The organism is Microbacterium azadirachtae (assembly GCF_000956545.1).
Classification (GTDB): domain Bacteria; phylum Actinomycetota; class Actinomycetes; order Actinomycetales; family Microbacteriaceae; genus Microbacterium; species Microbacterium azadirachtae.
On record NZ_JYIT01000086.1, the window covers coordinates 40702 to 63503 of the forward strand.

Annotated in this window: 20 protein-coding genes; 7 read left to right on the forward strand and 13 right to left on the reverse strand. The window is 70.3% G+C overall.

The window, feature by feature from the left end; genetic code table 11:
* Window position 1: 1 nt before the first annotated feature.
* On the reverse strand, window positions 2–1441 hold the full coding sequence (gene leuC, locus RL72_RS17750; protein ID WP_045252219.1) for a 3-isopropylmalate dehydratase large subunit: 1440 nt from the start codon (window positions 1439–1441) through the stop codon (window positions 2–4).
* 270 nt (window positions 1442–1711) lie between these two features.
* On the opposite strand from leuC, the gene RL72_RS17755 reads away from it, so the two are divergent.
* The 3 genes from RL72_RS17755 (at window position 1712) to RL72_RS17765 (ending at window position 5241) form a co-directional block, all read left to right on the forward strand.
* On the forward strand, window positions 1712–3007 hold the full coding sequence (locus RL72_RS17755; protein WP_045252220.1) for an O-acetylhomoserine aminocarboxypropyltransferase/cysteine synthase family protein: 1296 nt from the start codon (window positions 1712–1714) through the stop codon (window positions 3005–3007).
* The gene (locus RL72_RS17760) at window positions 3004–4317 is read left to right on the forward strand and encodes an LLM class flavin-dependent oxidoreductase (protein WP_045252221.1); all 1314 of its coding nucleotides are present in this window, start codon (window positions 3004–3006) and stop codon (window positions 4315–4317) included. Before RL72_RS17755 ends, RL72_RS17760 begins: the two co-directional genes overlap by 4 nt.
* A gap of 69 nt (window positions 4318–4386) precedes the next feature.
* Window positions 4387–5241: a hypothetical protein gene (locus RL72_RS17765; protein WP_045252222.1), complete on the forward strand. Its 855-nt coding sequence runs from the start codon at window positions 4387–4389 to the stop codon at window positions 5239–5241.
* Window positions 5242–5275: 34 nt separating this feature from the next.
* Here RL72_RS17765 and RL72_RS17770 read toward each other — a convergent pair whose 3' ends face one another.
* The gene (locus RL72_RS17770; protein ID WP_045252223.1) at window positions 5276–6277 is read right to left on the reverse strand and encodes a TerC/Alx family metal homeostasis membrane protein; all 1002 of its coding nucleotides are present in this window, start codon (window positions 6275–6277) and stop codon (window positions 5276–5278) included.
* A gap of 103 nt (window positions 6278–6380) precedes the next feature.
* On the opposite strand from RL72_RS17770, the gene RL72_RS17775 reads away from it, so the two are divergent.
* The gene (locus RL72_RS17775; RefSeq protein ID WP_248700520.1) at window positions 6381–8039 is read left to right on the forward strand and encodes an HNH endonuclease signature motif containing protein; all 1659 of its coding nucleotides are present in this window, start codon (window positions 6381–6383) and stop codon (window positions 8037–8039) included.
* A 90-nt stretch (window positions 8040–8129) separates the two neighbouring features.
* On the opposite strand, the gene RL72_RS17780 is transcribed toward RL72_RS17775, so the two are convergent.
* Together RL72_RS17780 and recO are read right to left on the reverse strand one after the other, a co-directional pair.
* A complete protein-coding gene (locus RL72_RS17780; RefSeq protein ID WP_045252224.1) occupies window positions 8130–8939 on the reverse strand; it encodes an isoprenyl transferase in 810 nt (269 codons plus the stop codon).
* Entirely contained in the window at window positions 8936–9664 is a 729-nt protein-coding gene (gene recO, locus RL72_RS17785) for a DNA repair protein RecO (protein ID WP_045252225.1), read from the reverse strand. The genes RL72_RS17780 and recO overlap by 4 nt, the downstream gene beginning before the upstream one ends.
* A 35-nt stretch (window positions 9665–9699) precedes the next feature.
* On the opposite strand from recO, the gene RL72_RS17790 reads away from it, so the two are divergent.
* Window positions 9700–10386, forward strand: a complete 687-nt coding sequence (locus tag RL72_RS17790) for a trimeric intracellular cation channel family protein (protein WP_045252226.1) — start codon at window positions 9700–9702, stop codon at window positions 10384–10386.
* A 169-nt stretch (window positions 10387–10555) separates the two neighbouring features.
* On the opposite strand, the gene leuA is transcribed toward RL72_RS17790, so the two are convergent.
* Entirely contained in the window at window positions 10556–12310 is a 1755-nt protein-coding gene (gene leuA / locus RL72_RS17795; protein ID WP_045252227.1) for a 2-isopropylmalate synthase, read from the reverse strand.
* Window positions 12311–12573: 263 nt separating this feature from the next.
* Between leuA and thrC the strand changes: the two genes are divergently transcribed.
* Together thrC and RL72_RS17805 are read left to right on the forward strand one after the other, a co-directional pair.
* The gene (thrC, locus tag RL72_RS17800) at window positions 12574–13995 is read left to right on the forward strand and encodes a threonine synthase (protein WP_045252432.1); all 1422 of its coding nucleotides are present in this window, start codon (window positions 12574–12576) and stop codon (window positions 13993–13995) included.
* A 44-nt stretch (window positions 13996–14039) separates the two neighbouring features.
* Window positions 14040–15827 carry a DUF2207 family protein gene (locus tag RL72_RS17805; protein ID WP_045252228.1) on the forward strand — a complete coding sequence of 596 codons (1788 nt, stop codon included), beginning with the start codon at window positions 14040–14042 and terminating at the stop codon, window positions 15825–15827.
* A 16-nt stretch (window positions 15828–15843) separates the two neighbouring features.
* Here the strand turns inward: RL72_RS17805 and RL72_RS17810 are convergent, their stop codons facing one another.
* Genes RL72_RS17810 through dnaJ form a run of 8 tightly spaced genes read right to left on the reverse strand, consistent with a single transcriptional unit; the run spans window position 15844 to window position 22770 of the window.
* Entirely contained in the window at window positions 15844–16785 is a 942-nt protein-coding gene (locus tag RL72_RS17810; protein WP_045252229.1) for an NADP-dependent oxidoreductase, read from the reverse strand.
* 2 nt (window positions 16786–16787) lie between these two features.
* Window positions 16788–17705, reverse strand: a complete 918-nt coding sequence (gene era, locus RL72_RS17815) for a GTPase Era (RefSeq protein WP_045252230.1) — start codon at window positions 17703–17705, stop codon at window positions 16788–16790.
* Window positions 17695–19011 carry a hemolysin family protein gene (locus RL72_RS17820; protein ID WP_045252231.1) on the reverse strand — a complete coding sequence of 439 codons (1317 nt, stop codon included), beginning with the start codon at window positions 19009–19011 and terminating at the stop codon, window positions 17695–17697. The genes era and RL72_RS17820 overlap by 11 nt, the downstream gene beginning before the upstream one ends.
* The gene (gene ybeY / locus RL72_RS17825) at window positions 19008–19472 is read right to left on the reverse strand and encodes an rRNA maturation RNase YbeY (RefSeq protein ID WP_045252232.1); all 465 of its coding nucleotides are present in this window, start codon (window positions 19470–19472) and stop codon (window positions 19008–19010) included. Before ybeY ends, RL72_RS17820 begins: the two co-directional genes overlap by 4 nt.
* Window positions 19469–20491 (reverse strand): PhoH family protein, encoded by a 1023-nt coding sequence (locus RL72_RS17830; protein ID WP_245762895.1) that lies wholly within the window; start codon window positions 20489–20491, stop codon window positions 19469–19471. Before RL72_RS17830 ends, ybeY begins: the two co-directional genes overlap by 4 nt.
* Window positions 20492–20543: 52 nt before the next feature.
* Window positions 20544–20891 (reverse strand): HIT domain-containing protein, encoded by a 348-nt coding sequence (locus tag RL72_RS17835; protein ID WP_045252234.1) that lies wholly within the window; start codon window positions 20889–20891, stop codon window positions 20544–20546.
* Between the two features lie 39 nt (window positions 20892–20930).
* Window positions 20931–21659, reverse strand: coding sequence for a 16S rRNA (uracil(1498)-N(3))-methyltransferase (locus RL72_RS17840; protein ID WP_045252235.1), 729 nt, complete (start codon window positions 21657–21659; stop codon window positions 20931–20933).
* A 4-nt stretch (window positions 21660–21663) separates the two neighbouring features.
* Complete coding sequence (dnaJ, locus tag RL72_RS17845; protein ID WP_045252433.1) at window positions 21664–22770, reverse strand: molecular chaperone DnaJ; 1107 nt, start codon at window positions 22768–22770, stop codon at window positions 21664–21666.
* Window positions 22771–22802 lie beyond the last annotated feature (32 nt).

A 22802-nucleotide genomic window follows, 5' to 3' on the forward strand; every position in this document is an offset into this window, starting at 1 on the left:
ATCAGGCCTCCTGCCCGTTCTCGACGAGGTCGCTCGGACTCGAGAGCGTGCCGCGCACGGCGGTCGCCGCGGCGACGAGCGGCGACACCAGGTGGGTGCGCCCTCCCTTGCCCTGCCGACCCTCGAAGTTGCGGTTCGAGGTCGAGGCGCAGCGCTCCCCCGGCGCGAGCTGGTCGGGGTTCATCCCCAGGCACATCGAGCAGCCGGCGAACCGCCACTCCGCGCCGAAGTCGGTGAAGACCTTGTCCAGGCCCTCCGCCTCGGCCTCGAGACGTACGCGGGCCGAGCCGGGAACGACCATGACGCGCACACCCTCGGCCTTCTTCTTGCCCTTGATGACCGACGCGAAGGCGCGCAGATCCTCGATCCGGCTGTTGGTGCACGAGCCCATGAACACGGCGTCGACCTTCACGTCCTTCAGGGGCGTGCCGGGCGTGAGGTCCATGTACTCCAGGGCCCGCTCGGCGGCACTGCGCTCGTTCGGGTCGGCGATCTCCGCCGGATCCGGCACCGACGACGACAGCGAGCTGCCCTGGCCGGGGTTGGTGCCCCAGGTGACGAAGGGCTCCAGAGCATCGGCGTCGATGAAGACCTCGGCGTCGAAGACCGCGCCCTCGTCGGTGGGGAGCGTGCGCCAGTACGCGACCGCATCCTCCCAGTCCTGACCCTGCGGCGCGTGCGGCTTGCCCTGGACGTACGCGAACGTCGTCTCGTCCGGGGCGACCATGCCGGCGCGGGCGCCGGCCTCGATCGACATGTTGCAGATCGTCATGCGGCCCTCCATGCTGAGGGCCCTGATCGCGCTGCCGCGGTACTCGAGCACATAGCCCTGGCCGCCGCCGGTGCCGATCTTGGCGATCACGGCCAGGATGATGTCCTTCGCCGTGACCCCGGGGCGCAGGGTCCCCTCGACGTTGATCGCCATGGTCTTGAAGGGCTTGAGCGGCAGGGTCTGCGTCGCCATGACGTGCTCGACCTCGCTGGTGCCGATCCCGAAGGCCATCGCGCCGAACGCGCCGTGCGTGGACGTGTGCGAATCGCCGCACACCACCGTGATGCCCGGCATCGTCAGTCCCAGCTGGGGTCCGACGACATGCACGATCCCCTGCTCCGCATCGCCCAGCGAATGCAGCCGCACGCCGAACTCCTCGGCGTTGCGGCGCAACGTCTCGATCTGGGTGCGGCTGGTCAGGTCGGCGATGGGCTTGTCGATCGCGAGGGTCGGAGTGTTGTGATCCTCCGTGGCGATGGTCAGGTCGAGCCGGCGCAGCGGCCTCCCCTCGGCGCGCAGACCGTCGAACGCCTGCGGGCTGGTGACCTCGTGCACGAGGTGCAGATCGATGTAGATGAGATCGGGTTCGCCGTTCTCGCCCTTCACCACAAGGTGGTCGTCCCAGACCTTCTCGGCCAGGGTGCGGGGTCGGGGGGCTGCGTCGTTCATGTGCTGCTTCTCCAGAGGGTCAAGGTGCGGCCCACGCGAGACACCGCGGCGAGAGAGGCCTAGATCGAGGTCTCGCCGCGGCCGCTAAGGAGAAGCACCGCCTGCATGCGGACGAGTTTACCCCCGGCCAGGGTGGGTGTTTCCCACCCACCCTGGGCCCGTGCGGGACGCCGGATCCCGCGTCCGGATGACGCCGGATTACCCCCGCCGTCCGCCGCGGCGACCCGCCGTGGCACGCTGAACGTCCACGATCCGCTCGAGAGGTGCCGCATGTCCGTCGAGACCGCCCGTTTCGCCACCACGGCGGTGCACGCCGCCCGGAATCACGCGCCCGCGGCGTCGCGCGCGACGCCCGTCTACCTCACCGCGGGATTCGAGTTCGAGGACTTCGACCACGCGGCGGACCACTTCGGGAGCGGAGACGGCTTCGGCTACAGCCGCACCGGCAACCCGACGGTGCGCGCGGTGGAGCGGCAGCTGGCCGCGCTCGAAGGCGGCGCCGACGCCCTGCTGCTGGCCAGCGGGCAGGCCGCCGTCGCGACCGCTCTGCTCTCGGTCGCGGGCGCCGGTGATCACATCGTGGCCTCTGAGCACATCTACGAAGGCAGCCGCGGCCTGCTCGTCGACAACCTCGCACGGCTCGGGATCGAGACCACCTTCGTCGACGACATCGCGGATCCGGAGGCGTGGAGATCCGCCCTCCGTCCCTCCACGCGCGCACTGTTCGCCGAGTCGATCGCCAACGCCCGCAACGACGTGCTGGACGTGTCCGCGATCGCGGCGGTCGCGGACGCCGCGGCGATCCCGCTGATCGTCGACAACACGCTCGCGACTCCGTACCTGCTCCGTCCGCTCGAGCGCGGGGCGTCGATCGTCGTGCACTCCGCCTCGAAGTTCCTCGCCGGTCACGGATCGGTGCTGGGCGGCGTCATCGTCGACGACGGCCGGTTCGACGCGGCGAAGGCCGGTCACAACGCGGCGCACCTCGTGCTCCCCGGGCGGGGCGGCGCTCCCAGCGTCGCCGCACGGCACGGAGGGCTCGCGCGGATCGCCTACGCGAGGGCGTCGGTCGCGCCGCGGTTCGGCGCCACGCCGTCGCCGCTGAACGCGTTCCTGATCGGTCAGGGCGCAGAGACCCTCGGACTGCGCGTGGAACGGCAGTCCCGCAACGCCCTCGCGGTGGCGCGCTGGCTCGCCGAGCACGACGCCGTGGAGAGCGTCGACCACGTGGGCCTCCCCTCGCACCCCGACCACGACACGGCGGTCCGCTACCTGCACGGCGGGTACGGATCCGTCTTCACCGTCACCCTGCGCGGCGGACTCCCTGCCGCGAAGTCGTTCGTGGAGGGGGTGCGGGTCTTCACCCACATGACGCACATCGGCGACGTGCGCTCGCTCGTGCTGCACCCCGCGTCCACGAGCCACGTGCTCCGCACGGCTGAGGAACGCGAGCGCCTCGGCATCCGGCCCGGCACGGTGCGCCTGTCGATCGGGATTGAGGACATCGACGATCTCATCGAGGATCTCGCCCAGGTTCTGCAGCCGGCACGGGAGGTCGTCCGATGACCACGCAGCAGCACTTCGGCTGGTTCCTGGCCCGCGGCTTCGGGCCGCAGGGCTGGGGCTACCCCTCCCTGGACTGGGACTACGACTGGACCCGGCCCGAGATCTACCAGGAGGCTGCTCGCACGCTCGAGCAGGCCGGGTTCGACCTCGTCATCATCGAGGACGCCCCCTCGCTCGGATCGGCCGAGACCATCGATCTGCGGGTGCGCCACGCCTTCGGCGGGCCGAAGCACGATCCGCTTCTGCTCGCGCCGTATCTGTTCCAGGCGACGACCCACCTCGGCGTCGTCCCGACCGTCAACCCGGCGGCGTACCTGCCGTACACCGCCGCACGCCAGTTCGCGACCCTTCAGCACCTGAGCGGTCACCGGCTCGGCCTCAACGTCGTGACCGACACCGGCAGCGCGCGTCACTTCTCCGACGCCGCGCAGCTCGGGCACGATGAGGCGTACGACCGGGCCGAGGAATGGCTCGCAGGCGTCCGCGCGCTCTGGCGCAGCTGGGAGCCGGATGCGCTCGTCGCCGATCGCGACACCGACGTCTACGCCGACGGCTCTCGGATGAACGCGGTGCGCCATCGCGGCCAGTACTTCGCGTTCGACGGTCCGCTGAACGCCCTCCCGTTCCCGAACGGCGAACCGGCGATCGTCTCCCCCGGCGGCTCCGGACGTGGGCTCGGCTTCGCGGGCGCGAACTCCGACGTGCAGCTCGCCCTCGCGCCGCTGCACGAGGAATCCGTGCGCGCCTACCGGGCCAAGATCCACGATGCCGCGATCGCGGCAGGTCGTCGTCCGTCCGACATCAAGATCCTGTTCGCCATCCAGCCGGTCATCACGTCCTCGGCCGAAGAGGCCGACCGCGTCGTCGCCGCCTCGGCGCATCCCGACGACGCGGCCCTCGTCCAGATCGCGCGCAAGCAGTCGAGCGACCTGGAGACCGATCTCACCGCGCTGGACCTCGACCGGCCGCTCGATCCTGCGGTCTTCGGCCCGCACGTCTCGCGGGGCAGCATCCAGCGGCTGATCGGCGACCGGGGCGAGGACGCGCCGCTGCGCGCCCACCTCACCGCGCTGGCGCGCGCCGGCCGCATCGCCGATCGAAGCGGATTCGTCGGAACCGCCGAGGAGTTCGCGGATCTCATCGAAGAACTGGGCGAGTGGGGCAACGACGGCGTGCTGCTGTGGGGCGACTTCCACCCGGTGACCCTGCACCGCACGCTCGACGAGCTCGTACCGGTGCTGCGCCGCCGCGGGATCCTGCGCCGCGAGTACGCCGACGGAGGCCTGCAGGCGAACCTGCGCGCGTTCTGATCGGGACGCATCCTGGGCGGACGGATCGGAGGGCTATCATGCCGACGAGCCTCGGCATAGTATGCCGATATGTTGCACAGGAACCTCCGCCGGCGAAGCCTGGCGCTGCTCGCCGTCTCGCTCTGCGCACTCGGATTCGCGTCGGCTCCTGCCGCCTCCGCGGAGATCCGCCCCGTCCCTGATGCCTACGGATACGACTACAGTCCCGGCGAGCCGACGATCTGGGCGGCCGTCGGCGGCACTGCGGGCGCGTATTTCGACAGAGCCTGCACGGGAGGCTACGCGATCGCAGGGGATTCGGGGTTCTTCCTCACCACGGCCGACATCTGCAGCCCCTGGCCGATCTCGTTGCCGGTCCGAGGAGATGCCGGCTACTACGCGGACGGCTTCTACCGCCGCTCCGATGATCCGGTCGTCCTGTTGCAGATGCGGGATGGCAACGACGCCCACCAGATCCTGGCGGACCCGACCACGGGGTCATATCCAGGCAACGGCCAGATCGTGGGGTGGACTCCCAGCGATCAGCAGCCGGTCGGTCTGCTGATCGGCAAGATGGGGATCGACACCGGGTGGACCGAAGGACAGATCCTCGGCACGGCGGACGGCATGCACGGCGAGCAGCTCCTGTGCACCGACGCATCCGCGTCGTACGGCGATGTCGGGGGTCCGGTGTGGCGCATGGACGAGAACGGCCTCCGTGCCCTCGGTACGGTGGCAGGCATCACCGCCGACGGCGGCGCGTGCTACCGCCCGATCCAGGAGACCCTCTACCGCTACGGCGCCTCGCTGCCGTCGTACGGCCCCGACCAGGGCCGCCCCGGCCCCGGCACTTTCGCGCCCGGAATGGTCGCCTACGACGGCGCCGTCAACGTGCGCAGCGGAGGCCGCTCCATCGACAAGGGCGACGAATGGCGTCTCGGCTGAGTGCGCCGCGGGGCTGATCCGCTCCGGTCGACCGCTACTCCGCGAGCGCGCGCTCCTGGCGCTTCTCGCGGCCGGAGGCGATGAGGCTCGCTCCGGTCGCGCCCAGCATCGCGACGACGATCACGGTGAGCGACAGCCAGATCGGCACGTCCGGCGCCCACTCGATGGGCTTGCCACCGTTGATGAACGGGACGGTGTTCTCGTGCATCGCGTGCAGCACGAGCTTGACGCCGATGAAGGCGAGGATCACGGCGATGCCGTAGTGCAGGTAGCGGAGCCGGTCGAGCAGGTCGCCGAGGAGGAAGTAGAGCTGGCGCAAGCCCATCAGGGCGAAGATGTTGGCGGTGAACACGAGGAAGCTGTTCTGCGTGATGCTGAAGATCGCCGGGATGGAGTCGATCGCGAACATCAGATCCGTCACGCCGATCGTGACGAAGACGATGATCATCGGCGTCCACACGCGCTTGCCGTCGACGACGGTGCGCAGCTTCGGGCCGTCGAACTCATCGCTGACCGGGACGAGGCGGCGCACGAGACGGACGGCGAAGCCCTCCTTCGCGGCGGTCTCGTCCTCCTGCTCCTTCTCCGGCATCGCCTGACGGATCGCCGTCCAGATGAGGAAGGCGCCGAAGAGGTAGAAGACCGGCGCGAAGTTCTCGATGATCGTGACGCCGAGCAGGATGAAGACGCCGCGCAGCACCAGGGCGATGATGATGCCGACCATCAGCACCTCCTGCTGCAGCTTCCGAGGCACGGAGAACTGCGCCATGATCAGCACGAACACGAAGAGGTTGTCGATCGAGAGGCTGTACTCGAGCGCCCATCCGGTGAGGAACTCGCCCGCGTGCCTGCCGCCGGCCACGGCGAGCAGGAGGCCGGCGAATCCGAGGGCGAGCGCGACGTAGAAGACGACCCAGAGGGTGGACTCCTTGGTCGAGGGGATGTGCGGGCGCCACCGCACGATCAGCAGATCGCCGATCAGGATCAGCAGCAGGACGGCGAGCGAGACGATTTCGAACCAGACGGGAACGTCCACGAGGGCCTTTCGAGGGGGTCGGTCAACGGCCGAAAGTCTCTTCCCCGCCCGATGGCGGTCACGCGCCCGGAGGCCCGGCGGCGGGCCTCGTGATGACGATCGCGTGAAGTCGGAATACTCCCCTTCGCGGGGACAGTCTACCGGACGCGAGCAGACGATTCGTCGTTCCCTTCCGGCACTTCGGCACCGATCGCCCTCCACATCGGAACGGTCGAAGCAGCTTTCCACAGAACAGAACAGCCTTCTGATCAGGGATTCAAATGTCGGTGGCCCGATGGAGAATCGACTCATGACGACGTTGGAAGCGATCGCGGCTCAGATCCCGACCCTGGCAGGGCGGATCTCGGCCGGCGCGACCACGTCCGACGTGCAGGCGATCATCGCGGGCCTCGGGGATGCGGACGCGGTCGCGACGTGCCGCGCGGCGGTCGAGATCGGTCGTCTCGCCGAGCAGATCCAACTGCTCTGCGCCGGACTGATCGCACGCCGCTCCGGAAGGACGGCAGGGCACGCAGGTCTGGCACAGTCACGAGGGCATCGATCCGCGGCGTCGCTGATCCAGGAGCTCTCCGGCACCACCAAGGGCGAGGCTGCACGCAAGGTGCGCGTGGGACAGGCGCTCCTCGAAGACGAGGAACATCCCGAAAGCGGCACGGGGATCGCCGACGCGACCGCCTCCGGTGCACCGGACCAGTCGCCGCCGGCCCTCTCGTCCTCGCGCGAATGGCGCGAGACGCTTCGGACGGGGCTGCGGACGGGGGTACTGACCTCGGTGCAGTTCGACGCGATCCGCCGCGGACTCGGCGACCCGCCGCAGGGAGCCGCGGAAGCCTGGGCGACGGCCGCGGCACAGTTGATCGACGAGGCATCCCATCGCACGGTGGAAGAGCTGAGGGCGGCGGCGCGCACCCTCCGTGACCTGCTCGACCCGGAGGGTGCCGGGGCCCGCTTCGCCGCCCGGTACGAGCGCCGTTCATTTCGGACCTGGTTCGACGATGAGGGCGTGCGACATGCGTCCGCCGTGTTCGATGACGAGGGCGGAGCCTTCCTCGAGACGATCCTCGCGGCTGCGCTCCGTCCACGCCGGGGCGGTCCGCGCTTCGTCGACGAGGACGAGAATGCGCGGGCTGAACGTCTTGCGGCCGATCCTCGCACGAACCAACAGCTCTCGTACGACCTGTTGCTGGATCTGGTCCGCGCCGGCGCGCTCGCCGAACCGGCGTCCGTCTTCGGCACCCGGCAGGCCGGACTGCGGCTGGTGCAGGCCGTTGACCGGCACGGCGTCCCCGCCCCGATCGCACTCACAGAAGACGGTCTGACGACACTCCCGGCGGCAGTAGCCGAGCGGCGGGTCTGCGAAAGCGGCGCCGTGCCGGTGACAGTAGACGTGAGCGGCAACCCACTCGATGTCGGTCGTGAGTCCCGACTGTACACACCTCGACAGCGCATCGGCTTGGCCGTTCGCGACGGCGGTTGTCGGTGGCCCGGATGCGACCGGCCCGCGTCATACTGCGAAGCGCATCACATCGACGAATGGGCGCGCGACGACGGGCGCACCGACGTCGACCGAGGGATCCTGCTCTGCCGGTTCCACCACATGCAACTCCACCATCGCGGATGGCGGATCACGCGCGCCGGAACGGACGAGTTCGTACTGCACGACCCGGGTGGCGGACAGACCATGCTCCGTCCCCGGCTTGCCGTTCGCTACGCCTGGGGCGACATCGATCCGCCCCCGAGACGGTTCGCTCCCGCTGCCTGACCCCTTGTCGCGAGCAGCACCGCGCCTCCAGTTCGCGTGAAACGCCGGCTCAGCGACCGGACACGCCTACGCGGCGACAGGCCCGACGGATCAGGTCTCGTCGAGCGCGTCGGGCGTGTCGACGGCGCCGCCGAAGCGCCGGTCACGGGACAGGTAGATGCCGATCGCGCGCCACAGCTCCTCGCGGGAGAAGTCGGGCCACAGCGTGTCGAGGAAAACCATCTCGGCGTACGCCGACTGCCAGAGCAGGAAGTTCGAGGTGCGCTGCTCCCCCGAGCTCCGCAGGAAGAGGTCCACGTCGGGCATGTCCGGGATGTAGAGGTGCCGGCGGATCGCCTTCTCCGTGATGGCGCCGGGACGCATCCGGCCGGCCTTGACGTCCTCGGCGATCGCGCGCATCGCGTCGACGAGCTCCACCCGGCCCCCGTAGTTGATGCACATCGTGAGGGTGAGAACGTCATTCCCGCGGGTGAGCTCGGCGGCGTATTCGAGCTCCTTGATGACCGAGCCCCACAGCCGCGGCTTGCGACCCGCCCACCGGATCCGCACACCCCACTCGTTCAGCTGGTCGCGGCGTCGATGCAGCACGTCGCGGTTGTACCCCATGAGGAAGCGAACCTCCTCCGGCGAACGCGCCCAGTTCTCGGTCGAGAAGGCGTACACGCTGAGGTGCTTGACCCCCGCCTGGATCGCCCCGGCGACGACGTCGAGCAGCACCTCCTCGCCCGCCTTGTGCCCTTCGATCCGGTTCAGGCCGCGGCGGTTGGCCCACCGCCCGTTGCCGTCCATCACGATCGCGACGTGGTTCGGCACCGCCCGGAACACCGGAGGCTGCACGCCCGTCCAGTCCAGCGGGCGATACGGGACGGCGTCCTTGTGGGTGTACGGCTTCGGGCTCACCGGCTTCCTTCCACGAGCGAGAGCGAGCGGATCCCCCGCTCGAGGTGCCACTGGGCGTAGGCGGCGATGACACCCGACGCCGCCGCCGTGTCGCGGTCGGGGGCGGAGTCGACGCGCTCCCAGTCCCCCGCGATCAGCGCACGCAGCACCTCGAAAGCCGAGGCGGGCAGCCGCGGGCTCCCGACCGGGGCGCAATCGTCGCAGACGATGCCGCCCATCTGGGCGACGAACACGGTGTGCGATCCCGGCCTGGCGCAGCGTGCGCAGTCGGTGAACGACGGCGCCCACCCGGACAGGGCCATCACGCGCAGAAGGTACGAGTCGAGGATGCTGCGAGCGGCATGCTCGCCCCGCGCGAGGGCGCGGAGTCCGCCGACGAGCAGCAGATACTGCTCCGGCGTCGCCTCGGCGTCGTTGAGACGGTCGGCGGTCTCCACCATCGCGTTCGCCGCCGTGTAGCGGTCGTAGTGCAGGGCGATGTCGGCGCCGTAGGAGCCCAGCGACTCCGCCTGCTGCACGATGTCGAGGGAGCGCCCCTGGTACAGCTGCACGTCCGCCACCATGAACGGCTCGAGGCGCGAGCCGAACTTCGACGACGTGCGGCGCACACCCTTCGCCACGGCACGGACCTTGCCGTGCGCGCGGGACAGCATCGTGACGATCCGATCCGCCTCGCCGAGCTTGTGGGTGCGCAGGATCACCGCTTCGTCTCGGTAGGTGGGCATTCCTCGATCATCCCACTCCCAGGGACAATAGAGCTGTGACCGAACCGACCTTCACCATCCCGCTGTGGGCCGATCTTCTGGGCGTGGGCCTGGGCGGCGTGCAGGGGGCGATGTTCGCGAGCGGGTTCCGCGGTGAGCGCCGCCTGGACCTGCTCGGCGTCGCCATCATCGGGATCATGATCGGCATGGGCGGCGGCCTCATCCGCGACATCCTGCTCGGCCAGCCGCCCGCGTCCCTGCACAGCAACTGGTACCTGCTCACGGCCGCCGGAGCCGCACTGGTCGGCATGCTCCTGGCAGGGCTGTTCCAGCGCCTCAACGCCGTGGTCGTCGGCCTCGACGCCGTCGTGATCGGCATGTTCGGCGCCTTCGGCACGAGCAAGGCGATCGCGTTCGGCCTCCCGGAGGTGCCGGCCGTCTTCATCGGCGTGTGCGCTGCGGCCGGCGGCGGCGTGCTCCGCGACATGCTCATGGGCCTGCCCGTGTCGATCATGCACGTCGGATCGCTGTACGCCGTCGCCGCCGGCGCCGGCTGCGCGTTCATCGTGGTCTCGCATGGGATGGGACTGGGCATCGTGCCCGCGGCGATCATCGGCATCGTCGTGACCGCCGTCATCCGGGTGCTCGCCGTCGTCTTCGACCTGTCCCTCCCCGAGCAGCGCGCCCTGTACCGCCGTCGGGTGGCGGCGGAGACCGGGATGATCCCGATCATCCGCCCCTGAGGCCGGGGCGAGCGCGCGGCCGGCAGGCGCACGGTCGGCACACGCCTGCGCCCCGGGCCACGGCAGGATCTGCCGGGCGCCGGGGCGCAGGTGCAGTCACGCGGACGGTTGCGCCGCGGACGAGCCCTCCGCACACGGGGTGTCGGTGCGGAGACGTTCGGTGGGAGGGTCAGGCCTCCACGAGCTCGGCCTGGCGCGCGCGGATGGAGCGGTTCACGCAGGACACGATCGCCTTGAGCGACGCCGTGGAGATGTCTCCGTCGATGCCGACCCCCCAGAGCCGCTGGTCGCCGACCTGCAGTTCGACGTACGCCGCCGCCTGGGCGTCGCCGCCGGTCGAGAGCGTGTGCTCGACGTAGTCGTAGAGCGAGATCTCGAAGCCGCGCTCGCGCAGCACCTCGATGAAGGCCGCGACCGGTCCGTTCCCGCGCCCCTCGGCCTCGACGCGCTCCTCGTCGTCGCGGAGCACGACGTCGAGCGTGACCTCGCCGGACATGTCGCTGTGGGTGCGCGTGCCGAGCAGCTCGAAGCGGCCCCACTTCGCGTCGTCCACGGACGCCGGCAGATACTCGTCGGTGAAGATGTCCCAGATCTGCTCGCTGGTGACCTCACCGCCCTCGGCGTCGGTCTTGGCCTGCACGACGCCGGAGAACTCGATCTGGAGCTTGCGCGGCAGGTCGAGCGCGTGATCGGTCTTCAGCAGATACGCCACGCCGCCCTTGCCGGACTGCGAATTGACCCGGATCACGGCCTCGTACGACCGGCCCAGATCCTTGGGGTCCACCGGCAGGTAGGGCACGCCCCACTCGATGTCGTCGACGCTCACGCCCTGCGCCTCGGCCTTCGCGGCCATCGCCTCGAAGCCCTTCTTGATGGCGTCCTGGTGGGATCCGCTGAAGGCTGTGAAGACCAGGTCGCCCGCCCAGGGGCTGCGCTCCGGCACCGGCAGCTGGTTGCAGTACTCGACCGTGCGCTTGACCTGATCGATGTCGCTGAAGTCGATCTGCGGGTCGATCCCCTGCGTGAACAGGTTGATGCCCAGCGCGACGAGATCCACGTTCCCGGTGCGCTCGCCGTTGCCGAAGAGGCAGCCCTCGATGCGGTCGGCGCCGGCCATGTAGCCGAGCTCGGCGGCGGCGACCGCGGTGCCGCGGTCGTTGTGCGGGTGCAGCGAGAGGATCACGTTCTCACGGTGGTTGAGGTGACGGCTCATCCACTCGATCGAGTCGGCGTAGACGTTCGGCGTCGCCATCTCGACGGTCGCGGGCAGGTTGATGATGACCTTGCGGCCCGGAGTGGGCTCGAGGATCTCCAGCACCTCGTTGCAGACCTCGACGGCGTACTCCAGCTCGGTGCCCGTGTAGCTCTCCGGGGAGTACTCGTAGTAGACCTCGGTGTCGGGGATGCGCTTCTCGAACTCACGGCACAGGCGTGCGCCTTCGAGGGCGATCTGCTTCACGCCCTCGCGGTCGGAGCGGAACACCACCTCGCGCTGCAGCACGCTCGTCGAGTTGTAGAAGTGCACGATGGCCTGCTTCGCGCCGGCGATCGCCTCGTAGGTGCGCTCGATCAGGTGCTCGCGGCACTGCGTCAGGACCTGGATCGTGACGTCATCGGGGATCAGGTCCTCGTCGATGAGCTGACGCACGAAGTCGAAGTCGGTCTGGCTCGCCGACGGGAAGCCGACCTCGATCTCCTTGTAGCCCATGCTCACGAGCAGCTCGAACATCACGCGCTTGCGCTCGGGCGACATCGGGTCGATGAGGGCCTGGTTGCCGTCGCGCAGGTCGACCGCGCACCAGCGCGGCGCCTCGGTGATCCGGGCAGAGGGCCAGGTGCGGTCCGGCAGATCGACGACGATCTGCTCGTGGAACGGCCGGTACTTGTGGACCGGCATCGTCGTGGGGCGCTGGTTGTTCTTCATGAGGGTGCTCTTCTCGTCGCTTCAGGTGTGGGAGCGGGCCAACACGAACACCGCGACGAGTGGGGCCCTCAGATACGGGACTCGTCGCGGCAGCTAAGAAGGAGCAGACCGCCTGCGCGCATGCGCCCATGCTAGCACGGCGCGTCGGACTCCTCGCCGCCGCGTCACGCGGCCGAGAAGCGGACCGGAACCTGCGAGAATCGTGGGACGCGGATCCGCGTCGTGCACGCCGATCCGAGACCCCGACTTCCGAGGAGCAGCTCGTGCAGTACATCTCCACCCGCGGCGGCGGCGACCCGAAGACCTACAGCGAGGCCCTGCTGGAGGGACTCGCCGTCGACGGCGGCCTGCTCGTGCCCGAACAGCTGCCGACGGTGGATGCGGCGACGCTCGAGTCCTGGCGCGACCTCGGCTACGCGGACCTGGCCACCGAGGTGCTGGGGCTGTTCGCCACCGACATCCCGCGCGACGACCTCGCCGCCCTGTGCGCGGCCGCGTACTCCCCCGACACCTTCGCCGCGCCCGTGCCGCTCACGCCGATCGGCGGCGGGATCACGCTCGTCGGGCTCTCCGAGGGACCGACGCTCGCGTTCAAGGACATGGCGATGCAGTTCCTCGGACAGGCCCTCGAGTACGCGCTCGAGTGCACCGGCGGCGTGCTGAACATCGTCGGCGCGACGTCGGGCGACACCGGATCCGCAGCCGAGCACGCGCTCCGCGGCAAGGAACGGATCAGCGTCTTCATGCTGTCGCCGCAGGGCCGGATGAGCGCCTTCCAGCGCGCGCAGATGTACTCCCTGCAGGACGCGAACGTGCACAACATCGCGGTCGAGGGCGTGTTCGACGACTGCCAGAACCTGGTGAAGGATCTCGCCGGCGACCTCGACTTCAAGCGCGCGCAGCACCTCGGCGCCGTCAACTCGATCAACCTCGCACGCATCACCGCGCAGGTCGTCTACTACTTCTGGGCCTGGCTGCGCGCCACCGATTCGCTCGCCCCGGCGGAGCGCGAGGGCTTCGAGGTCTCGTTCGCCGTGCCGTCCGGCAACTTCGGCAACATCCTCTCCGGGTTCTTCGCCCGCGGCATGGGGCTGCCGATCCGCCGCCTCGTGCTCGCCGCGAACGAGAACAATGTGCTCGACGAGTTCTTCCGCACCGGTGTGTACCGCCCGCGCAGCGCGGCGCAGACGCTCGCGACCTCGAGCCCCTCGATGGACATCTCCAAGGCGTCGAACCTGGAGCGCTTCATCTTCGAGCTGGTGGGACGCGAGCCGCAGCGCGTGGTCGCGGCCTGGGACCAGCTCACCCTCGCCGGCGCCTTCGACTTCGCCGCGGATCTGCCGCGCTTCGCCGACGAGTTCGGGATCGTGAGCGGCACCAGCACCCATGACGACCGCCTCTCGACCATCCGTGCCGTGTACGAGCAGAGCGGCACCGTGATCGACCCGCACACCGCCGACGGGGTGAAGGTCGCCCGCGAGTTCCTCGAGGACGGCGTCCCCATGCTCGTGCTGGAGACCGCGAAGCCCGAGAAGTTCGGCGAGACCATCACGGAGGCGCTCGGCATCGAGCTCCCCCTCTCCGACGAGCTGAAGGCGCTGCTCGCCGCGCCGCAGCGCGTCACCGAGATCCCCAACGACGAGAGCGCGCTGCGCACGATCATCGAGACGAGCGCACTGCACTGAACGCGCAGACGCGCCGGATCGCGGGCGGCGGATAGTCTGGCCGCATGACGGCTCGACCGCGCGCCCGCCTGCTCGCCCTGCTCGGCGCTCTCGCACTCGTTCTGGCCCCGCTGCTCGCGGCCCCCGCCGCGCACGCCGACACGAACGACTTCTCGTACGCGTCCTGGGACGCGCAGTACCGGCTCGGGCGCGACGCGGACGGACGAGCCGCCCTCGAGGTGACCGAGACGCTCGTGGCCGACTTCCCGGAGTTCGATCAGAACCACGGCATCCTCCGCGGCCTCCCCACCTGGTACGACGGCGCCCCGCTCCGGCTGCACATCGTCTCCATCACCGACGGCGCGGGCAAGGCGCTGCCGTACGACGACAGCGAGACCGACAACGGGATCCGTCAGCTCAAGATCGGCGATCCGGACGTCTTCGCGCACGGCCGCACGACGTACGTCATCCGGTACACGATGCGCGACGTCGTGCACCGCCCCACGGACCGGCCGATCGACGAGTGGTACTGGAACCTGCTGCCGCTGAGCTCGCAGCAGCCGATCGCGCACTTCTCCGCCGCGCTCTCCTTCGCTCCCGAGGTGGGCGCGGCCATGATCGCAGAGCCGTCCTGTTACGCCGGCCCCCCTGGTTCCACGACACCGTGCCCGCTCTCCCCCGCCGCGGGAGGCGGATTCGCGGTGTCCCAGGATGACGTCCCCGCCGGCTCCGGCGTCACGGTCTCGTTCCCGATGAAGGCGGGCACGTTCGCGCAGGCCCCCGCCCGGGAGCCGGATCCGATGACGGACGTGGCGCCGTATCCTCTCGCGGGTCTCGCCGCGCTGCTGGCCATCGGCGGCCCGTTCCTCGGGATCGGCCTGCTGCGCCGGAAGGGCCGCCGCAGCGGCCGCGGCATCGTGGTCGCGCAGTACGACGTCCCCGACGGGCTTCCCCCCGTGCTCGCCGCGGAGGTCGAGGGCCGGAAGAGCGCAGCAGACTCTGCCGAGATCGTGCACCTCGCGGTGCGCAAGGCGATCCGCATCTCGGACGGCGCGAGCAAACCCGTGCTCGAACTGGTCGACCCGTCGATCGCCCCCGACGCGCTCGACGCGGAGGCGCTCGGGGCGCTGTTCCCGGGATCCCCGGTCGGGACGACCCTGCATCTCGAGGTGCCGGACGACGCCCTGGTGACGAGGCTCAAGGCGCTCTCCGGATCCGCGCACGTGGCGGCGTTCGACCGCGGCCTGCTCACCCGGCGGCGTTCAGTGCTCGCCGTGGTCCTGAGCGCGATCGGACTCGCGGCGGGCCTCGGCGCTGTCGCACTCGCCGTCCCCGGCATGGTGGTCGGACGACCGGCCGCGATCGCGACGTTCGTCGTCGGCATCGTCGCGTCTGTGGTCGCGCTCGTCGCGGTGCTCGTCTCCCTGCCGCGCCGCACCGTGCTCACACCGCACGGCGCCGAGACCCGCGAGTACCTGCTCGGCGTGCAGGAGTACATCCGGCTGGCGGAAGCTGACCGGATCCGGATGCTGCAGTCGTACCGGGGCGCCGAACGACGGGCTGACGGTCGCGCCGACGTCATCGTGCTGTACGAGCGGCTGCTGCCGTACGCGATGCTGTTCGGGCTCGAACGCGAATGGGGTCAGGTGCTCGCCGTGCAGTACGAGCGCGACCACATCACGCCCGGCTGGTACTACGGATACACCGGGGCGAGCTTCGCGAACTCGCTCAGCGGCATGAACAGCTCCCTCAGCCCCACCCCCACGCCCAGCGCGTCGTCGAGCTCCAGCGGATCCTTCGGCGGAGGCTTCTCCGGGGGCGGCGGTGGCGGCGGCTCCTCGGGCGGGTGGTGACGCCCCGAGGGCGTCTCTAGGGGATCAGCGCGAGCTTTCCGCCGGGATGCTCCCGGGCGAGGAAACGCGTCGCCTCCCGCGCGTCGGTCAGCGGATACGTGCGCGAGAGCGGCACCGTCAGCAGTCCCTCGTCGGCGAGGCGGACGAGCTCGCCGCGGATCCCGTCGCGGAGCGCGGCGCTCGCCGGCTGGGAGCCGGCGATGCTGAGGAACCCGTGCTCCGCCGCACGGCCGGGAGCGGCGATCGTGACGATGCGGCTGCGGTCCGCCACGAGGGCGAGGGAGACGTCCACCGCCTCGTCGGTGCCGACGGCGTCGAGCGCGGCCCGGACGGGGAGGTCGAGCGCGCGCACCCGCTCAGCGAGTCCAGCGCCGTATGCCACGGGGATGCCCCCGAAGCGTCGCACCCGCTCGCTCCCCGCCTCGCTCGTCGTGCCGATGACCCGCACGCCGCGCAGCGCGGCCAACTGCAGCACCATCACGCCGACGGCGCCGGAAGCACCGTGCAGCAGGAGGGTGTCCCCGGACCGCGCATGCACCCGCTCGAGCATCTCCGCGGCCGTGGTGCCCGCCAGGAGCAGGTTGGCCGCCTGGGCGTGCGACAACGGCGCGGGCTTGCGGAACGCCTTCTCGGCGGCGAGCGTGAGCGCGGTCGCGTATCCGCCCTGCACGCGGAAGGCGATCGCCTCGACGCCGACCTCGGCCTCGCCGGATCCGATCCTCGTGTCGGGGCCGATCGCGACGATCTCGCCCGAGACCTCGTAGCCGATCGGCACCGGCAGCGAGACGCCGGGGCGGGGAGCCGCGACGTGCTTCCGGTCGGCGGGGTTCATGCCCGCGGCGCGCACCCGGATCGTGACCTCTCCGGGCCCCGGATCCGGCACGATCGTCTCGACCAGCCGCCACTGCTCCGGCGGCCCCCACGCGGGGGCCACCCAGTGCCGGGCGTCGAGTGCCATCGTCAGAACCCCAGCCGCCCGAGCTGCTTCGGGTCGCGCTGCCACTCCTTGGCGACCTTCACGTGCAGGCCGAGGAACACCCGCGTGCCGAGGAGCTCCTCGATCCCCGCGCGCGCAGTGGCGCCGACCTCGCGCAGACGTGCGCCCTTGCGACCGATGATGATGGCCTTCTGGCTGTCGCGCTCCACGACGATCGAGGCGTGCACGTCGGTCAGGTCCGAGTCCTCGCGGGGGGCGATGTCGTCGACGACGACGGCGATCGAGTGCGGGAGCTCGTCGCGCACGCCTTCGAGCGCGGCCTCGCGGATCATCTCGGCGATGCGGTCCTCCGTGGACTCGTCGGTGACCACGTCGTCCTCGTAGAGGGACGGCCCTTCGGGCATGAGCGCGAGCACCTCATCGGCGAGCACGTCGAGCTGCACGCGGGTGAGCGCGGACAGCGGGATCACCGCGGCCCAGTCCTCGCGCAGCGAATCGACCTCCATGAGGCGCTCCGTGATCTCGTCGCGCTCGGCGACGTCGACCTTCGTGACGATCGCGATCTTCTTCGCGCGCGGATAGCCGTCCAGGGACGCGGCGATGCGGCGATCGCCGGGGCCGACCTTCTCGGTCGCCGGAACGCAGAACCCGATCACGTCCACATCGCCGAGCACCTGCTCGACGAGGTCGTTGAGCCGCTCGCCGAGGAGCGTGCGCGGGCGATGGATCCCGGGGGTGTCCACGATCACGAGCTGCCCGTCGGGCCGGTTCACGATGCCGCGGATCGCCCGCCGCGTGGTCTGCGGCTTCTCGCTCGTGATCGCGATCTTCTCGCCGACCAGGGCGTTCGTCAGCGTGGACTTGCCGACGTTCGGGCGTCCGACGAACGTCACGAAGCCGCTGCGGTGCACACCCTCGTTCGCATCGCGCTCATCGCTCATCGTGGTTCTCCTTGCTGGACCTCTCGGGCCCGTCGTGATCCTCCGTGAGCGGCTCCTCGGCCCGCTCCACGAAGACGTATTCGATGCCGCGCCCGCGACCGCGCGACGCGCCGCCGGTGAGGAGGAGCCCGCGCACGACGGCCTTCGCGCCGGGAGTGGGGATGCGACCGATCTCCTTGCCGAGCAGACCGCCGATCGAGTCGACGTCGTCGTCCTCGAGCTCGACGCCGAACAGCTCGCCCACGTCCTCGAGATCCATCCGGCCACTGACCCGGTAGCGACCCGGTTCGAGCTCGACGACCTCGGAGTTCGGCCGGTCGTACTCGTCGGAGATCTCGCCGACGAGCTCCTCGATGAGGTCCTCCAGCGTCACGAGCCCCGCGATGCCGCCGTGCTCGTCGATCACGACGCACACGTGCACGGCATCGCGCTTCATCTGCTGCAGCAGCGTCTCCGCCCGCATCGACTCGGGGACGAAGACGGCGGGGCGCGCGATCTGGCGCACCGAGGCCGCACGCCAGCTGCGGTCGTCGCGGTAGGCGAACTGCACCAGATCCTTGAGGTAGAGCACGCCGACGACGTCGTCCGCCTCGTCGTCCACGACCGGGATCCGCGAGATCCCTCGGGTCAGGAAGAGGTCCATGGCCTCCGACGTCGTCGCCGTGGCGTCGACCGTGACCATGTCGGTGCGCGGCACCATCACGGCCCGCACGAACTGGTCGGTGAAGTCGAAGACGGAGTGGATCAGCTCGCGGTCGTCGGCCTCGATGAGGTCGTGCGAGGCGGCCTCGTCCACCATGCTGAGCAGCTGCGTCTCGCTGGCGAACGTGCTGCGCCCGGTGCCGGGCGTGACCCGGCTGCCGAAGACGGCGAGCCCCTGCGCGATCGGGCCCAGGATCAGGCGCACGGCGCGGATGGTCGGCGCGCACACGCGCAGCATCGCGTCGGCGTGCTGCCGTCCGAAGGAGCGGGGGCTGGCGCCGACGAGGACGAACGTGATGCCCGTCATGATGACGGCGGCCGCCAGCATCGCCCACCAGATCTGGTCGTCGAACAGCAGCACCAGCGCCACGGTCACGAGCACGGCCGCCGCGGTCTCCACGAAGACGCGCATGAACGCGACCGCGTTCGCGTGCGGCTCGGGGTCCGCGGCGATCCGCGCCAACGCGGGGGCGTTGCGGCCTTCGGATCCCATCTCCTCGAGGTCGGCGCGCGACGTCACCGACAGCGCGGCGTCGATCGCCGCCATGAGGCCGCCGAAGGCGACGAGCAGGACCGCGCCGGCGAGCAGCAGGAATGGAGTCATCGACCGTGGGAGCGCTCGTCGGCCGCGAAGCCGGCGATGAGCTCGCGCTGCAGGCCGAACATCTCCTTCTCGTCCTCGGGCTCGGCGTGGTCGAATCCGAGAAGGTGCAGCAGACCGTGCGTGGTGAGCAGGATGAGCTCGTCCATCAGCGTGTGCTTCGCGGTGGCCGCCTGCGTCTCGGCGACCTGCGGACACAGCACGATGTCGCCGAGCAGACCCGGAGGCGTCGGGCGGTCCATCGTGCCGGGGCGCAGCTCGTCCATCGGGAAGCTCAGCACATCGGTGGGTCCCGGCTCGTCCATCCACTGCACGTGCAGCGCCTCCATGGCGCCTTCGTCGACGAGGACGATGGCGACGTCGGCGTCGGGGCTGACGTTCAGCTGCGCCAGGTTGCGCTCGGTGAGGCGCAGGAGCACGGTCTCGTCGATCGCGATGGCCGACTCGTTGTTGATCTCGATCACTTCAGGCCTCGTTTCGGCATGCGGTCTCGGGGGCCGGGGCGGAGCCCGGCACGGCGCTCGGCCCGGTTGGCGAACTCCGACGCCTGCTCGCGCTCCGCGCGGGCGGCCGTGCGCTGCTCGTCGTATTCGGTGTACGCGTCCACGATCCTGCCGACCAGCGAGTGACGCACGACGTCGTCGCTGGTGAGCCGGGAGAAGTGGATGTCGTCGATGTCCTTCAGCACGCGGGTGACCACCCGCAGGCCCGACGCGCCCGTCGGCAGGTCGATCTGGGTGATGTCGCCTGTGACGACCATGCGCGTGCCGAAGCCGAGGCGGGTGAGGAACATCTTCATCTGCTCGGGAGTGGTGTTCTGCGCCTCGTCCAGCACCACGAACGAGTCGTTGAGGGTGCGTCCGCGCATGTACGCGAGGGGCGCGACCTCGATCGTGCCGCTCGCCATGAGACGGGGCACGATCTCCGGATCCATCATCTCGTTGAGCGCGTCGTAGAGCGGACGCAGGTACGGGTCGATCTTGTCGGTCAGGGTGCCCGGCAGGAAGCCGAGCCGCTCCCCCGCCTCGACCGCCGGACGGGTCAGGATGATCCGCTCGACCTCCTTGCGCTGCAGCGCCTGGACGGCCTTCGCCATCGCGAGATACGTCTTGCCGGTTCCGGCGGGGCCGATGCCGAACACGATCGTGTTCTCGTCGATCGCGTCGACGTACTCCTTCTGGCCGAGGGTCTTGGGGCGGATGACGCGACCTCTGGTCGAGAGGATCGCTTCGCCGAGCACCTCGCTCGGGCGCACCCCCTCCCGCTCGAGCATGCGCGCGGACTGCGCGACGTCGCTCGGGTGCAGCGCGTGCCCGGTGCGGGTCAATTCGATGAGCTCGTCGACGAGCTTCTGCGCCGCGCGGACGGCCGCGGGGGCGCCGGTCAGGGTGACCTCGTTGCCGCGCACCAGCACGTCGACCTCGGGGTGCTCCTTCTCGAGCATGCGCAGGAGGCGGTCCTGCGGACCGAGCAGCTGCACCATCGCGACGCCGTCCACCTCGATGCGTGCGGTGGTGATCGATTCGGCCGTTTCGTCAGAAGCCAACGAGCTTGTTCTCCTCGAGGTTGCCGAGCACATGGGCGTGCACGTGGAAGACGGATTGCGCGACGCTCGCGCCGTTGTTGAAGATCAGCCGGTACTCACCGTTGGCGTGGTCGTCGGCGATCCGCTTGGCCGCGGCGACGAGCTTCGCCAGCAGGGCGGGATCCCCGGCGGCCAGCTCGGTGACGTCGCGGAACTGCTCGGACTTGGGGATCACGAGCACGTGCAGCGGCGCCTGCGGGTTGATGTCGCGGATCGCGAAGACGTCGTCGGTCTCCAGCAGGATCTCGCCGGGGATCTCCCCGTCCAGGATGCGGGTGAAGATCGAGGGTTCGCTCATGGGCTCAGTCTATCCGCGCGATGTCGCGGGACGGCGGACCTACCAGCGGCCCCGCGCCACGTTCAGCACCGCGATCGCGGCGGGGCCGGCCGTCGAGGTGCGCAGCACGGTGTCGCCGAGCAGCACACGCTCCGCGCCCGCCGCCACGAATCGCTCCACCTCTTCAGGCGCGATGCCTCCCTCGGGGCCGACGACGAGCACGACGTCGCGCTCGTCCGGTGCGATCGCCGAGAGCCGGACGGTCGCCGTCGGATCCAGGATCAGCACGCGCTGGGCCCCGGCGCGTCGCACGAGGTCGGCGGTGCCCTCGACCGCGGCGACCTCGGGGATCCACGACCGGTGCGCCTGCTTCGCCGCCTCGCGCACGATCGTCGCCCAGCGCTCGCGCCCCTTGGCCGCCTTCGCGCCCTCCCAGCGGGAGACGCTGCGGACCGCCTGCCACGGCACGATCTCATCCACGCCGAGCTCGCACGCCGCCTGCACGGCGAGCTCGTCGCGGTCGCCCTTCGCGAGCGCCTGCACCAGCACGATCCGCGGATCCGGTCGCGGGTCTTCGCGACGCGCCACCACGCGCACCTCGACGAGCGACGGCGCCGCGGAGGCGACCTCCCCCTCGAGCCAGACACCCGCGCCGTCGCCGAGGGTGATCGGCTCGCCGACCCGCACCCGGCGCACCACGGCGGCGTGCTTGGCCTCGGCGCCGGTGAGCGAGACGACGGATCCGGCCGTCGCCCCGGTCGCCTCAGGCGTCACGAAGTGCAGCGCCATGACGTCAGCCGCGGAACCGGTCGCGCAGCTTCGAGAACAGCCCCTGGTGGAACTCGGCCAGCTTCGGCTCGGGAGCCTTGGTGCGCTTGGCGAAGTCCTCGATGAGCTGCCGCTGCTTGTGGTCGAGCTTCGTGGGCGTCAGCACCTGCACGCCGACCCGCAGGTCGCCGCGCTGGCTGCCGCGCAAGGGCGTGATGCCCCGGCCCTTGATCGTCAGCACATCGCCGGACTGGAGTCCCTGGCGGATCTCGAGCTCCACCGGGCCGTCGAGCGACTCGATCGTCGTCGTGGTGCCCAGGATGGCGTCGCTCATCGCGACCTCGAGGGTCGCCAGCAGGTCGTCGCCCTCGCGGCTGAAGCGCGGGTGCGGCGTGACCGTGACCTCGACGTACAGGTCTCCGTTCGGGCCGCCCGCACGCCCGACCTCGCCGGATCCGGGCAGCTGCAGGCGCAGACCCGTCTCGACGCCGGCGGGGATGTCGAGCCCGACCGTCCGGCGCGAACGCACCCGGCCCTGTCCGTTGCAAGTCTGGCACGGGAACGGGATCGTGGTTCCGAAGCCCTCGCACGAGCCGCACGGCGCGGTCGTGATGACGTTGCCGAGCAGGCTGCGCACCTGCTGCTGCACGTGACCGGATCCGCCGCAGATGTCGCAGGTGACGGGCGAGGTGCCCTCCGCGCAGCAGGATCCCTGGCACGTCTCGCAGAGCACGGCCGTGTCGACCTCGATGTCCCGGTGCACGCCGAACACGACGTCGGCGAGGTCCAGGGTCACGCGGACGAGGGCGTCCTGGCCGCGCTCACGACGCGACCGGGGACGCGCCGCACGCGCCCCGCCGCCCCCGAAGAACGTCTCGAAGATGTCGCCGAAGCCTCCGAACCCGCCGAAGCCGCCGTTGCCGTTCTGGTCGCCGCCCATGTCGTAGCGGCGCCGGGAGTCGGCGTCGCTGAGGACGTCGTAGGCGTGCGTCACGAGCTTGAACCGCTCCGCCGCCTCCTCGCTCGGGTTCACGTCGGGGTGCAGCTGCCGCGCGAGCCGCCGGTACGCCTTCTTGATCTCGTCCTCGCTCGCATCGCGCGAGACGCCGAGGACCTCGTAGTGATCCGTCACCATCGCCTTTCCGGGCCGCCAGCGGCGGCGTG